The sequence below is a fragment of the Cupriavidus sp. CER-90 genome (genome assembly GCF_057652055.1).
Window position 1 is genome coordinate 1,004,314 of the sequence record NZ_JBYGYM010000001.1, and the last position, 12,954, is coordinate 1,017,267.

At 67.7% G+C, this 12,954-nt stretch carries 12 protein-coding genes; 8 read left to right on the forward strand and 4 right to left on the reverse strand.

Annotation, left to right across the window (positions count from 1 at the left end; all coding sequences use genetic code 11):
* Nucleotides 1-38 precede the first annotated feature (38 nt).
* On the forward strand, nucleotides 39-1,508 hold the full coding sequence (locus tag AC24R4_RS04495) for an SLC13 family permease (RefSeq protein WP_400393843.1): 1,470 nt from the start codon (nucleotides 39-41) through the stop codon (nucleotides 1,506-1,508).
* Between the two features lie 34 nt (nucleotides 1,509-1,542).
* Here AC24R4_RS04495 and AC24R4_RS04500 read toward each other — a convergent pair whose 3' ends face one another.
* Complete coding sequence (locus AC24R4_RS04500; protein ID WP_092599362.1) at nucleotides 1,543-1,800, reverse strand: helix-turn-helix domain-containing protein; 258 nt, start codon at nucleotides 1,798-1,800, stop codon at nucleotides 1,543-1,545.
* Nucleotides 1,801-1,978: 178 nt separating this feature from the next.
* Nucleotides 1,979-2,680 carry a GntR family transcriptional regulator gene (locus AC24R4_RS04505; protein ID WP_400393845.1) on the reverse strand — a complete coding sequence of 234 codons (702 nt, stop codon included), beginning with the start codon at nucleotides 2,678-2,680 and terminating at the stop codon, nucleotides 1,979-1,981.
* A 150-nt stretch (nucleotides 2,681-2,830) separates the two neighbouring features.
* Between AC24R4_RS04505 and araD the strand changes: the two genes are divergently transcribed.
* The 5 genes from araD (at nucleotide 2,831) to AC24R4_RS04530 (ending at nucleotide 9,437) form a co-directional block, all read left to right on the forward strand.
* A complete protein-coding gene (gene araD, locus AC24R4_RS04510; protein WP_400393847.1) occupies nucleotides 2,831-4,570 on the forward strand; it encodes an L-arabinonate dehydratase in 1,740 nt (579 codons plus the stop codon).
* Nucleotides 4,571-4,579: 9 nt separating this feature from the next.
* On the forward strand, nucleotides 4,580-5,299 hold the full coding sequence (locus AC24R4_RS04515) for a ribonuclease activity regulator RraA (RefSeq protein WP_400393849.1): 720 nt from the start codon (nucleotides 4,580-4,582) through the stop codon (nucleotides 5,297-5,299).
* 48 nt (nucleotides 5,300-5,347) lie between these two features.
* Nucleotides 5,348-6,316: a Bug family tripartite tricarboxylate transporter substrate binding protein gene (locus tag AC24R4_RS04520; RefSeq protein ID WP_400393850.1), complete on the forward strand. Its 969-nt coding sequence runs from the start codon at nucleotides 5,348-5,350 to the stop codon at nucleotides 6,314-6,316.
* Between the two features lie 44 nt (nucleotides 6,317-6,360).
* Nucleotides 6,361-7,299 carry a 2-hydroxyacid dehydrogenase gene (locus tag AC24R4_RS04525; RefSeq protein WP_400393852.1) on the forward strand — a complete coding sequence of 313 codons (939 nt, stop codon included), beginning with the start codon at nucleotides 6,361-6,363 and terminating at the stop codon, nucleotides 7,297-7,299.
* 548 nt (nucleotides 7,300-7,847) lie between these two features.
* Nucleotides 7,848-9,437 (forward strand): EAL domain-containing protein, encoded by a 1,590-nt coding sequence (locus AC24R4_RS04530; protein WP_400395696.1) that lies wholly within the window; start codon nucleotides 7,848-7,850, stop codon nucleotides 9,435-9,437.
* Between the two features lie 6 nt (nucleotides 9,438-9,443).
* Here AC24R4_RS04530 and AC24R4_RS04535 read toward each other — a convergent pair whose 3' ends face one another.
* A complete protein-coding gene (locus AC24R4_RS04535; protein WP_400395694.1) occupies nucleotides 9,444-10,445 on the reverse strand; it encodes a Bug family tripartite tricarboxylate transporter substrate binding protein in 1,002 nt (333 codons plus the stop codon).
* Nucleotides 10,446-10,539: 94 nt separating this feature from the next.
* A complete protein-coding gene (locus tag AC24R4_RS04540) occupies nucleotides 10,540-11,466 on the reverse strand; it encodes a LysR family transcriptional regulator (RefSeq protein WP_400395692.1) in 927 nt (308 codons plus the stop codon).
* Between the two features lie 336 nt (nucleotides 11,467-11,802).
* Between AC24R4_RS04540 and AC24R4_RS04545 the strand changes: the two genes are divergently transcribed.
* Together AC24R4_RS04545 and AC24R4_RS04550 are read left to right on the forward strand one after the other, a co-directional pair.
* On the forward strand, nucleotides 11,803-12,276 hold the full coding sequence (locus AC24R4_RS04545) for a phasin family protein (RefSeq protein WP_487522355.1): 474 nt from the start codon (nucleotides 11,803-11,805) through the stop codon (nucleotides 12,274-12,276).
* Between the two features lie 169 nt (nucleotides 12,277-12,445).
* Complete coding sequence (locus AC24R4_RS04550) at nucleotides 12,446-12,838, forward strand: hypothetical protein (protein ID WP_400397608.1); 393 nt, start codon at nucleotides 12,446-12,448, stop codon at nucleotides 12,836-12,838.
* Nucleotides 12,839-12,954: the final 116 nt, after the last annotated feature.

Sequence of the window (12,954 nt, forward strand, 5' to 3'; positions counted from 1 at the left end):
TCCCAGGCGACCGGCCCCGCTCGCGAGACAGATCCCAGATGTCAGCCACACCCGGCAGCGCCGAAGCACGCCCCGAAGCCACACCCCCGACACCCCCTTCCGCTCCCAAGCCCGCGCCACTGGCCGGCCGCCCTGCCGATTCGATCCGTGCCGCGCTGCTGATCGGCGCCTGCATCAGCGCCGTCTGGATTGCGGGCAGCGCCCTGCACGCCCCGCCGGCGCTGATCTGGGCCGGCGCGCTGGTGCTGTCGACCGTATCCTGCTGGGCCGTTGGCGTGCTGCCCGAACCCACGGCCACGCTGCTGTTCTTCCTGTCAGCGGTGGTGTTCCATATCGCACCGCCCACCGTGGTGTTTTCGGGATTCACGTCCACGGCATGGTGGCTGATGTTCGGTGGCGCCGTGACCGGCGTGGCGCTGCGCAGTACCGGGCTGGCGCTGCGGCTGGCGGACATCATCTTCCACAAGCGGGTGGGCACTTACCCTCAGGTGATCACCACGGTGGCACTGAGCGCGGTCGGGCTGGCGTTCCTGATGCCCTCCACCACCGGCCGCGTGCTGCTGCTGATGCCGATCGTGCTCGCACTGGCCGACCGGCTGGGCTTCGCTGCCGGGTCCAACGGCCGCATCGGCATGGTGATGACCGTGGCGGCGGCCAGCTACATGCCGCCCACCACCATCCTGCCGGCCAACATCCCGAACAGCGTGCTGCTGGGCGCGGCCAGCTCGCTCTATCACATCAACCTCAGCTACGGCAGCTACCTGCTGCTGCATTTCCCGGTGCTGGGCGCGCTGAAGACCGTGGTGCTGATCTGGGTCATCTGCAAGCTGTTCCCGGAAAATGGTCCGATGCCGGCGCAAGCGCCAGTCACGCAGACCGCGATGGGGGCCCAGGAGCGCGTGCTGGCCATCATCCTGGCGCTGGCCGTGGCCGGGTTCGCCACCGACGCGTGGCATGGCATCTCGCCAGCCTGGATTTCGCTGGCCGCGTGCATCGTCTGCCTGCTGCCCGGCATCGGCCTGGTATCGCCCAAGGCGCTGACCGAGCAGGTGCATCTGGTACCGCTGATCTATGTGGCCGGCTTTCTGGGGCTCGGGGCCGTGGTGGAATCCACCGGACTGGGCAGCGCCATCAGTGCCGGCCTGCTTCAGGTGCTGCCGCTGACACCCGGTCATACGGCGGCCAACGTGGGCACCATCGGCGCCATGGGTGCGGTACTGGGCCTGATGTCGACGCTGCCCGCACTGCCGGCCGTGCTCACGCCGCTGGCGCGCGACCTGGCCAATGCGACGGGGCTGCCGCTGGAATCGGTGCTGATGCTGCAGGTGCCGGTGTTCTCGACGGTGTTCTTCCCGTACCAGTCGCCGCCGATCGTGATTGCGATGCAGCTCGGGGGCGTAGGCTTGCGGCACGGCACGCGGCTTTGCCTGACGATGGCCGCCATCACGCTGGTGGTGTTGCTGCCGCTCGATTACCTCTGGTGGAAGCTGCTGGGCTATCTGCCCTGACGGGCCGGGCGCGGCCCAGGCAGGCCGGCGCTGGCTACCATTCGAGCTTCTCCAGCAACGCATCGCGCACGGCGCGGGGCTCGACGATCAGATCCATGCCGTAGGCCCCCAGCAGCGCCAGCAACTGGGCAACGCTGATGGTCTCCGGATTCAGCTCCATATGGGAAATGCGGCTCTGGCTGATGGCCAGCCGTGCGGCGGCGTCGGCCTGGGTCAGGCCGGCGATCTTGCGCGCGCCCTGGAGCACCTGCCCCAGTTGATCGCTGCTGGTAATGGTGACTCTGGCGGACATCCTGGTCTACCCGGCAATAAATACCTCCGAAATCTATCAATTTCCGCCAGCAATCGACAAATCCTTCGTGATTGACGAATGCATTGAAGCTGTCATTACCCATGTAGTGGGTAGATGGCGGGCGAGCCGTTGCCAAAAACAAACGCCCTGACCCGATTCGGGCTAACGGGTGGCGGTTTTAGCGCAGGTAGTCGCGGAAGCGCGAGCGGATGTCCTCGACGTTGGCCAGCGTGCCGGTCAGGTGGTCGCGCAGCGCGGTCTCGGCGGCGGCCACGTCGCCGGCGGCGATGGCGTCGACGATCGCGGTATGGTCGCGCAGCACCGCATTGGCCTTGCCCGGAATCGGCAGGTGCAGCCGGCGCAGGCGGTCCAGATGGCCGCTCTGGCGGCGCACCAGCCCGAACAGGTCCGGCACGGCGGCGGCCTCGTAGAGCTGGCGATGGAAATACTGGTCGTTGGCGGTGAATTCGGCCAGGTCGTCAAGTTCCAGCATGCGCTGCTGGCGTGCCACCGTGGCGCGCAGCCGTTCCACCAGGCCCACATCGGGCGCGCCGGCCAGGGTCCGGACGATCTCCACTTCCACCGAGCGGCGCAGAAAGTGCGCCTGCCGCGCCAGCGCCACATCGATGCGGCTCACGCGCGTGGCGTGCTGGGGAAACACATCGACCAGCCCTTCCTCGGCCAGCCGCATCAGCGCATCGCGCACCGGCGTCTGGCTGATGCCGTATTGCAGCGCCAGTTCGGGGCGCGACAGCACCGTGCCCGGCGGCAGCGCCATCGAGATGATCTGCTCGCGCATATGCTCGAACACCTGCGGCGCCGCCTGGCGCGTGCGGTCGAACTGGAACTGCGCGGACGGGTTGGGAAGCGTGGCGGCCATGCGTAAATGACTGGAATGTTGCGCGCGATTCTAGCCGAACCGCTGCGGAAATCCCTGCGTTGACGTACTAATATATTAGTGCTTTAATTCCCGAAACCCCAGTCGTCGTACAACTACGCGACCGGCAGGATTCCAGTGGAAGAGACAACGATGACGGCACATAAGAAAACGCCGGACCAGCTGCGCAGCGCGCGCTGGTTCGCACCCGACGACTTGCGCTCGTCCGGGCATCGCTCCCGGATCATGCAGATGGGCTACGCGCCCGATGAATGGATGGGCAAGCCGCTCATCGCCATCATCAACACATGGTCCGACATCAACCCCTGCCACGCGCACTTCAAGCAGCGCGTGGACGACGTGAAGCGCGGCATCCTGCAGGCCGGTGGTTTCCCCGTGGAACTACCGGCCATTTCTTTGTCCGAGAGCTCGGTCAAGCCAACCACCATGCTCTACCGCAACCTGCTGGCCATCGAGACCGAAGAGCTGATCCGCTCGCATCCGATCGACGGCGCGGTGCTGATGGGCGGATGCGACAAGACCACCCCGGGCCTGCTGATGGGCGCCACCAGCGCCGGCGTGCCCGCCATCTACGTGCCCGCCGGCCCCATGCTGCGCGGCAACTACAAGGGCCAGGTGCTGGGATCGGGCTCCGACGCCTGGAAGTTCTGGGACGAGCGCCGCGCCGGCAATATCAGCAAGACCGAGTGGATCGGCATCGAGGGCGGCATCGCGCGCAGCCACGGCACGTGCATGACGATGGGCACGGCCAGCACGATGACCGCGATTGCCGAGACCATCGGCATGACGCTGCCCGGCGCATCGTCGATTCCGGCGGCCGACGCCAACCACATCCGCATGTGCTCCGAGGCCGGCCGGCGCATCGTCGGCATGGTCTGGGAAGACCTGACGCCGCAACGCATCCAGACCCACGCATCGTTCCAGAACGCGATTGCCGTGGCCATGGCGATGGGCTGCTCCACCAACGCCATCATCCACGTGATTGCCATGGCGCGCCGCGCCGGCCACGACATCGGCCTCGACGACTTCGACCGCGCCAGCCGCCAGGTGCCGGTGATCGCCAACATCCGGCCCAGCGGCGACACCTACCTGATGGAGGATTTTTTCTACGCGGGCGGATTGCCGGCGCTGATGAACCGTATCCGCGACAAGCTTCACCTCGACGCCCCCACGGTCACGGGCCGCACGCTGGGCGAGAACATCGCGGGCGCCGAAGTCCACAACGACGACGTGATCCGCACCTGCGAGAACGCGCTGTACCAGGAAGGCGCGCTGGCCGTGCTGCGCGGCAATATCGCGCCCGACGGCTGCGTGATCAAGCCCAGCGCGTGCGAGAAGCGATTCTTCAAACATACGGGCCCGGCACTGGTGTTCGACGACTACCCGTCGATGAAGGCCGCTGTCGAGAACGAGGACCTCGACGTCACGGCCGACCACATCCTGATCCTGCGCAACGCCGGCCCGCAGGGCGGCCCCGGCATGCCCGAGTGGGGCATGCTGCCGATCCCGAAAAAGCTCGTGAAGCAGGGCGTGCGCGACATGCTGCGGATGTCCGATGCGCGCATGAGCGGCACCAGCTACGGCGCCTGCATCCTGCACGTGGCGCCCGAAGCCTACATCGGGGGCCCCTTCGCCCTGGTGAAGACGGGCGACCTGATCTCTGTCGATATCGAACGGCGCAGCATCCATCTGGAAGTGTCCGACGCGGAACTGGCCGCGCGCCGCGCCGCATGGACCCCGCTGCCCCCGCGCTATATGCGCGGCTACGGCTACATGTTCTCGCGCCATGTGCGCCAGGCCAACGACGGCTGCGATTTCGACTTCCTGCAAACCGATTTCGGCGAGCCCGTGGGCGAACCGAGCATCTACTGAGGCCACCCCATGACCCCGCTCGGTTCCGGTCTGCGCGACGCGCTGAAGACCGTCAGCACCGCCACGCTTTGCACCGCGCTGTTCAAGCGCGGCCTGCGCAACCAGTTCATCCAGGACGTGCGCCCGCTCAACCCCGACGCCGGCACGATGGTCGGCGAAGCGTTCACGCTGCGCTATATCCCGGCGCGCGAGGACCTGAATCCCATCACCGTGTTCCAGGACCCGAACCATCCGCAGCGCCAGGCCATCGAGCAGTGCCCACCCGGCGCCGTGCTGGTGATCGACAGCCGCAAGGACGCGCGCGCCGCATCGGCCGGTTCGATCCTGGTCACGCGGCTGATGCAGCGCGGCGGGGCGGGCATCGTCACCGACGGCGGCTTCCGCGATTCGCCCGAGATCGCGCAGATGGCCATGCCCGCCTACCACCACCGTCCGTCGGCGCCCACCAACCTGACGCTGCACCAGGCGCTGGAATTCAACGTGCCGATCGGCTGCGGCGACGTGGCGGTGTTCCCCGGCGATGTGATCGTGGGCGATGCCGAAGGCGTGGTCGTCATTCCGTGGCACATCGCCGAGGAGGTCGCCGCCGAGGCCGTGGAAATGACCGCGTTCGAGGACTTCGTGACCGAGGAAGTGCGCAACGGGCGCTCGATCATCGGGCTCTATCCGCCGACTACCGCGCAGGCACGCGACGATTTCGCGGCCTGGCGCAAGGCGCGCGGCCGCTGACGCGCAGTCCCAGACATAGAAACCTAAAACAATTCCGGAGACAAACCCATGTTGAAGACTGCCCGCATTGCCGCCGCGGCCCTGGCCGTCACGGCTGCCTTTGGCGCCCACGCGCAGGGCGAATGGCCGACCCGGCCCGTCACCATCATCGTGCCGTTCACGCCCGGCGGCGGCACCGACATCGGCACGCGGCTCGTCGCCCAGCGGCTGGCGCAGATCTGGAGCCAGCCGGTGGTGGTGGATAACCGCCCCGGCGCCGCCGGCAACGTCGGCCTGGAACTGACCGCGCGCGCCAAACCCGATGGCTACACGCTGGTGGCCGGCAACGTCGGCACGCAGTCGATCAACCCGTTCCTGTACAAGAAGCTCAACTACAAGCCCGACAGCTTCGTGCCGGTGACGATGATGGCCGAACTGCCGTTCGCACTGGTGGTCACGCCGGGCCTGCCCGCGAAAACGCCGAAGGAACTGGTGGCGCTGGCCAAGGCCAAGCCCGGCACGCTGACGTTCGCCAGTTCCGGCACGGGGGGGTCGCCGCACCTGTCCGGCGAGATCTTCAAGGCCGCCACCGGCACCGACATGCTGCACGTGCCCTACAAGGGCGGCGGCGCGGCCATGACCGACCTGATGGCCGGCAACGTGGACATGCTGTTCGCGTCGATCCTCGAAACCACCGGCCACGTGAAGGCCGGCAAGCTGCGTGCGCTGGCCGTGACCGGCCACGTGCGTTCGCCGTCGATGCCCGATGTGCCCACGCTGGCCGAGGCCGGCATCCAGAACGCCGAGTCGGGTTCCTGGGTGGGCCTGCTGGCGCCCGCCGGCACGCCGAAGGACATCGTCGACAAGATCGCCGCCGACGTGAAGAAGGTGGTGGCCATGCCGGAGGTGAAGAAGCAGCTGATCGAACAGGGTGCGATTCCCGTCGGCAGCACCCCGCAGCAGTTTGCCGAGACCATTGCCAACGACCGCAAGCGTTACGCAAGGATCATCGCCGATAATCACCTGAGCGCCGACTGACCCCGCGCGCCCGGACACTTCCATCAGAAAAGGACTCTTCTCGCATGAAACCCCGCCTCCTGCAGCACGGCCGGCTCCCGGAACAGACCGAAGCCCGTCTGGCCGAGCATTTCGACGTGCATCCGCTCTGGGCCGAAAGCGATCCTGCCGCCTACCTGGCGCAGCACGGTGGCGAGTTCGTGGCAATGACCACGCGCGCCGCCACCGGCGTGGACGCCGCGATGCTGGCCACGCTGCCGAACCTGCGCGTGATTTCCAGCTTCGGCGTGGGCCTGGACAAGCTGGACCTGGACACCGCCCGCGCACGCGGCATTGCCGTGGGCTACACGCCCGACGTGCTCAACGACTGCGTGGCCGACACCGCGTTCGCGCTGCTGATGGACGCCGCACGCCAGGTCAGCGCCGCCGACCGCTACGTGCGCCGTGGCGACTGGCTCAAGGGCCCGTATCCGCTGACCACGCGCGTCAGCGGCAAGCGGCTGGGCATCGTCGGCATGGGCCGCATCGGCCGCGTCATCGCCAAACGGTCGAGCGGCTTCGACATGGCGGTGCGCTACTACGGCCGCAAGGCGCAGGAAGGGGTGCCCTATGGCTTCGAGCCGTCGCTCCAGGCGCTGGCCGAGTGGGCCGATTTTCTGGTGATCGCCGCTTCGGGCGGGCCCGAGACGCGCCACCTGGTGTCCGCCGACGTACTGAAGGCGCTGGGTCCGAAGGGCTATCTGATCAATATCGCCCGCGGCACGGTGGTGGATGAAGCCGCGCTGGTCGATGCCCTGACGCACAAGCGCATTGCCGGCGCCGGGCTGGACGTGTTCGAGCACGAACCCAAGGTGCCCGAAGCCCTGTTCGCGCTGGACAACGTGGTGCTGCTGCCGCACGTGGCCAGCGGCACGCACGAGACCCGGGCGGCAATGGCCGGGCTGGTGTTCGACAACCTGCAGAGCTTCTTCGCCACCGGCGCGGTCCTGAAGTCGGCCGTCTGAGCGCCGTCCAACGGGCGGCCGACGTCGAAAAGCGTAGCCGGGGCGACACAGCGCGGAATGACTGCGCCCGCGCCCCAGCGTTACCTGCCTCCGTCTGCCCTGATCTGCACCCTCTGCACCCTCTGCCCCCTCTGCCGCCTCTGCCGCTGGCCGCTGCGGCGGCCCGCCTGTCTGGCCTCCTGTCGATCCGTCGCATGTGAGGCCTTCGCCACTGTCAAGCCTGCCACCCCCCGCCATCGGGATGAATCCGGGCGTAGACGAATATCCCTTACCCTGTGGTCACGGTTGTGCCGCCTGTCGGGCGACGGCCCCGCGTGTCGCCGTCGGCATGGCACAAACAGGCGCAAAGTATCAAACGTGAGCGGTGATTGTTAGCTATGCTCCCCAGAGCAGGCAGGCGATTTGTGGTGCCAAAACGCAAGACTTCCCCGCTCCAGATATCAGACAACACTGACAAGACTGTCGAATCCGGTTTGTGTGGTGGTGAATGGGACGGCGCGCACCGCGCCGTGGGCGCCCGCCGTGGCGCACTCTCCTGAGGGCTCCCGATGCAGCGCAGCTGGTTCCTGGTGGTGACGATCGTGCTGGCGACGATGGCCACGCTGTTCCCGGTGGGGATCGGCGTGTTCATGGCCCAGCTCGAAGCCAGCCGGCGCGAATCGGAGCAGTTGAGCGTGTTCGCCGATGCGGCTGTCACGCGCGCCGAGACGGTCATGACCCAGGCACTCAATGCACTGCAGGACCTGGAATCGCTGCGCGAGGACCCCTGCTCGGCGTCGCACCTGGTGGAGATGCGGCGCATCACCTATACCTATCGGCATATCCAGGATGCGGGCGCCTACCGGGGCGGCAAGCGGCTTTGCTCGGCCCTGCTGGGCGCGGTGCAGGCCGACCAGTTCATCCTGCCGCCGCCCGACTGGCGCACGCCAGACGGCCTCGATTACTGGTTCGACCAGCCCAACCCGTTTGCCGCGCCACGCCGATCGATGCTGCTGGGCCGCAACGGCAGCTATGTCGGGCTCGACCCGCAGACCTTCGTCGACGTGGTGGACCGCGAATCGCGCATGCTGGCCGCGGTGCAGACCGATGCCGGGCGCATCTTCGCCGCGTCGCAGGGCGCCAACCTGCCGCGGCTGCAACGCGCCTACGCCGACCATGCCTATGGATCGGGCGGCGACGCGGCCAACGACGACGATGCGTCGATCGTTCTGCGCAAGTCGCGCACGATGCCGCTGGCGGTGGTGGTGCTGGCGCCGCGCGCCGCGCTGCTGGCCAACTGGAAGGCGCTGCTGGTGGGCGGGCTGGTCGTCGGGCTGGCCGCCGGGGTGCCGCTGGGCATCCTGGTCTGGCGCCGCGCCACCCGTCGCTTCAGCCTGGAGGGCGAGTTGCGCGGGGCGGTGCGGCGGCACGAGATGGCCGTGCACTACCAGCCCATCGTGTCGCTGTCGGACAACCAGTGCGTGGGCGTCGAAGCGCTGGTGCGCTGGCGCCGCCACGGCCGGCTGGTACGCCCGAACCTGTTCATCCCGATGGCGGAGAACGCTGGCCTGATCCAGCAGATCACCGACCAGGTGCTCGACATCGTGCTGGCCGAACTGGGCACGCTGCTGCGCCGGCATCCATCGTTCTACGTATCGATCAACGTCGGCACGGAAGACCTGAAGAGCCGCCGCTTCCTGGGCGTGCTGACCGCGCGCCTGCGCGGCACCGGCATCTCGCCGGAACAGATCCGCATCGAGGCCACCGAGCGCGGCTTCCTGGAACCGGACGTGGCGCGCGACACGATCCAGGCGTTTCGCGACGCGGGCCACCCGGTCTATATCGACGACTTCGGCACGGGCTACTCCAGTCTGTCTTACCTGCAGAGCTTCAAGGTGGATGCGCTGAAGATCGACAAATCCTTTGTCGACACGATCGGGCAGGAGGCAGCGTCGAGCACCGTGGCGCCGCACATCATCGCCATGGCCCAGTCGCTGGGGCTGCAGGTGGTGGCCGAAGGCATCGAGGACCGCGCCCAGGCCGATTTTCTGCGCGCGCAAGGCGTGGACTACGGCCAGGGCTGGCTGTTCGGCCGGCCGGTGCCGGCCGTGGAGCTGGCGCAGATGCTGGCGCGCGGGGTGGCCCCGGCGGCCGCCTGAGCGGGCTTATTCGGCCTTCGCGCCGGAATCCCTGGCCACCTTGGTCCACTTGGTGGTTTCGGTCTTGATGAAGCCGGCCAGTTGCTGCGGCGTCATGTCGCCGGCGGTCACGCCCTGTTCGTCGAATCGTTTCTGCACGTCGGGCTGCTTCAGCACCTTGGCCAGCTCCGCGCTCACGCGCTGGCGCACCGCCTCGGGCGTGCCATGCGGCGCCATCAACGCATACCAGGTGGTGACCTCATAGCCGGGCACGCCGCTTTCGGCCACCGTCGGCACGCCGGGATAGGCGGCCGAACGCTTGGCCGACGTCACGGCCAGCGCCTTGACCTTGCCGCTCTTGATATGCGGATTGGCCGACGGGCTGGTCTCGATCGCCATCTGGATCTGGCCCGCGATCAGGTCGGTCATCATCGGCGCGCCACCCTTGTACGGCACATGCGAGATATCGGTGCCCGTGGACGCGCGGAACAGCTCGCCAGACAGGTGCTCGGTGCTGCCGATGCCGGCCGATCCATAGTTGACCTTGCCCGGATTGGCCTTGATGTAGGCCACCAGTTCCTGAACCGTCCTGGCCGGAATCGACGGATTGACGATCAGCACGTTCGGCGTCAGCGCCACCATGCCGATCGGTTCCAGGTCCTTCTGGAAGTCGTACGGCAGCGTCTTGTAGATGCCGGGGGCCATCGTGTGGGCCACGGTGGCCAGCAGGAACGTGTAGCCGTCCGGGTTGGCGCGCGCCACCAGCGCCCCGCCGATGGTGCCGCCGGCGCCGGGCCGGTTATCGACCACCACGGGCTGGCCCAGTGCCTCGCCCAGCCGCTGGCCCACGGCACGGCCGATGATGTCGGTGGTGCCACCCGACGCAAACGGCACGACCAGCGTGATCGGCTTGGACGGCCAGGCGTCGGCGGCGAACGCAGCGGTGGAGAAAGGGGCCGGGATGGCGGCCGCCAGGGCCAGGGCGCCGAGCGCCTTGAGCGCGATGCGGCGCGGCATGCGTGGGGTCATGCGAGTCTCCTGCAGGAATCGTTGGAATCGTTCGAATGCCCCGACTCTACGGACCGCGCCCCGTGTGCGCCAGCCCCCACGCAGCAGACGGTGTTCAGTATTTGTGAAGGGTGGCGCCCGGCCAGCGCCCGGCCGTCACCAGTTCGCGCGCCACCTGCTCCAGCACGCTTCGCGCGGCAAGGCCGGCGGGCGACAGTTCATCGTCCGACAGGCTCACCAGCATGTTGGGCCGGCTCACCCCGGCATCGACGATTTCGATCAGCCTCAGCGGGTCGCCCAGATGGCGGGCCACGGCCGCGCCGGGCTGGATGGTGGCACCAATGCCGGCGCGCACGGCATCCATCAGCATCGCCAGGCCATCGATCTCCGCCACCACATTCAGCGGACGCGGGTTGCGCGCCGATGCGGCGTTGAGCACCGCGCGCAGCCCGTGGGCGCCGCTTGGCAGGATCAGCGGCAAGTCGCCGATGGCATTCAGCGGCATGGTCGCGGCGGCCGGCAGGCCCGGCTGGTCGGGCCGCGCGATCACGAACAGCCGTTCTTCCAGCAACGGCATGCTGCTCCAGCGTTGTCCCGGCTCCCGCTGGAACAGCACGGCCAGGTCGAGCTGGCGCGCGCCGATCATCGCGGCCAGACCGCCCGACAGGCTTTCGACCAGATGCAGGCGGATATCGGGATACCGGTCGCGCATGGCCAGCATGAACGCCGGACCCAGTACGGCAAGCGTGCTCGGCGCCATGCCTACGCTGACATGGCCCGACAGCCGCGCCGTACGCGCCGCCTGTGCGGCGTCGTCGGCATGGCGCAGCGCCAGTTGCGCCTGGCGCCAGAACGCCAGCCCGGCATCGGTAGGCACCACGCCACTGGACGTACGCTGCAGCAGCCGCGTGGACAGTTCGCTCTCCAGGCGGCTGATCTGCTGGCTCAACGCAGACGTGACCACGCCCAGCCGTTGGGCTGCCTGCCCCATGCTGCCAAGCTCCACCACGTGCACGAAGTAGCGCAGTTGCCGCAGTTCCATTTCCTCTCCTGGTGGCGATCCGCCTGAATGTCCGGCCCCGTATTGTGCCTGCGGCACGACGGCAGGCGCCAGTTGTGACCGGGCCGGCTTACGGCACCCGTCTGGCCGGTGCATCGCGAATCGCGAAGGGGGACCGGGATATCCGCCGTTGACCCGTGGTCTGTCATGGATAACGATGTGGTGGTCGGCCCGACGGGTGCCGCGATGCCTGCCCGTGAAGCCGGCATCACCCCGCCCGGTCACACGGTGCCATCGACTGGCATATCCGGCGCTTGCCGCACCGCGCGCCATGTACCCCTGCGTTTTTCACCGGTTTCCAACCTGGAGTTTTCCAGCATGCAAAGCCAACCTACGAACCCCTGGGCCACCTGGCCGTTCCAGCCGTTCGCTTTTCCGCCTGCCTTCCAGCCGTTTGCGACGTTCGACAACAAGCTGCTGGAAAACTGGCAAAAGATGATGGGCCTGAATGCCGACTTCTCGCGGTCGATCGTGGAGGAAACCCAGTTCGACTGGGCGTCCTGCTTCATGCCGCAAGACCCCGAGGAACTCTACGCGCGGCAGTGGACCAGCCAGATGCCGCTGATGTCGATCCCGCTGCACTATGCCAACGCCATGCTGGAGCTCGGCGCGGCCACCCAGCGTGCCTGGATGGATGCCTTCGGCCACTGGCTCGGCGTTCCGGTGCTGCTGCCGGCCATCCCGGTGATGCCCGACATCGCGGCCGTAGCCACCGCCAAGGGCGATGTGGTCGATGTGCCGGCCGTGCATGTGCGCGAGTCGGCGCGCGAGCGCAAGGGCAATTCCCACTGACCAACACCGTGCCGGCGCTGGCATGGCCCGCCGTCGGCACGTTCCAGCGGCAAGGTCTATCCTTGCAAATGACAGCAAACTGAGACTTGCGTCATGCCGCCTGCCCGATGGCTTGATGGGCGCACTCGGGCGGGCCCTTGAATCGCGCCCCCAATCTGGCGAGGCTCCCATGAGCAAGACACTTCTTTCCAGCCTGATCGTCGCCGCGGCAGCCGTGGCGATGGCGCCGCTTGCGCACGCGCAGAACAAGTTCGACCCCTATTCGCAGGGGGCGAAGGCCAGCAAGGCCGATCCGTACACCGACGGCGCGAAGGGCAAGCCCGATCCCTACACCGATGGCGCCAAGGCCGGCAAGTTCGACCCCTACACCGAAGGCGCGAACAAGTCGACCCGCAGCGACCTGGCTCCGTCGGCCAAGGCCGATCCGTACACTGACGGCGCCAAGTCGGACAAGTACAACCCCTATACGGATGGCGCCCGCGTAGGCAAACCCGACCCATACACCGACGGCGCCAAGACCGGCAATCCGGACCCCTATACCGACGGGGCGAAGTCCAAGTAACGCTGGTCCAGCACGGTCGATCCCACCCATTCGCCCGCTGCGGCCGCAAGGCCGTGCCGGGCGTTCTGCTTTCCGGTCGGCAATAAAAAACCCCGCACGCGCCTGCACGCGTGCGG

Excerpts from the sequence above, each read along its gene's own strand:
- AC24R4_RS04495 (WP_400393843.1), top strand. The coding sequence starts at position 39 with ATGTCAGCCACACCCGGCAGCGCCGAAGCACGCCCCGAAGCCACACCC.
- AC24R4_RS04500 (WP_092599362.1), bottom strand. The coding sequence starts at position 1,800 with ATGTCCGCCAGAGTCACCATTACCAGCAGCGATCAACTGGGGCAGGTG.
- AC24R4_RS04505 (WP_400393845.1), bottom strand. The coding sequence starts at position 2,680 with ATGGCCGCCACGCTTCCCAACCCGTCCGCGCAGTTCCAGTTCGACCGC.
- araD (WP_400393847.1), top strand. The coding sequence starts at position 2,831 with ATGACGGCACATAAGAAAACGCCGGACCAGCTGCGCAGCGCGCGCTGG.
- AC24R4_RS04515 (WP_400393849.1), top strand. The coding sequence starts at position 4,580 with ATGACCCCGCTCGGTTCCGGTCTGCGCGACGCGCTGAAGACCGTCAGC.
- AC24R4_RS04520 (WP_400393850.1), top strand. The coding sequence starts at position 5,348 with ATGTTGAAGACTGCCCGCATTGCCGCCGCGGCCCTGGCCGTCACGGCT.
- AC24R4_RS04525 (WP_400393852.1), top strand. The coding sequence starts at position 6,361 with ATGAAACCCCGCCTCCTGCAGCACGGCCGGCTCCCGGAACAGACCGAA.
- AC24R4_RS04530 (WP_400395696.1), top strand. The coding sequence starts at position 7,848 with ATGCAGCGCAGCTGGTTCCTGGTGGTGACGATCGTGCTGGCGACGATG.
- AC24R4_RS04535 (WP_400395694.1), bottom strand. The coding sequence starts at position 10,445 with ATGACCCCACGCATGCCGCGCCGCATCGCGCTCAAGGCGCTCGGCGCC.
- AC24R4_RS04540 (WP_400395692.1), bottom strand. The coding sequence starts at position 11,466 with ATGGAACTGCGGCAACTGCGCTACTTCGTGCACGTGGTGGAGCTTGGC.
- AC24R4_RS04545 (WP_487522355.1), top strand. The coding sequence starts at position 11,803 with ATGCAAAGCCAACCTACGAACCCCTGGGCCACCTGGCCGTTCCAGCCG.
- AC24R4_RS04550 (WP_400397608.1), top strand. The coding sequence starts at position 12,446 with ATGAGCAAGACACTTCTTTCCAGCCTGATCGTCGCCGCGGCAGCCGTG.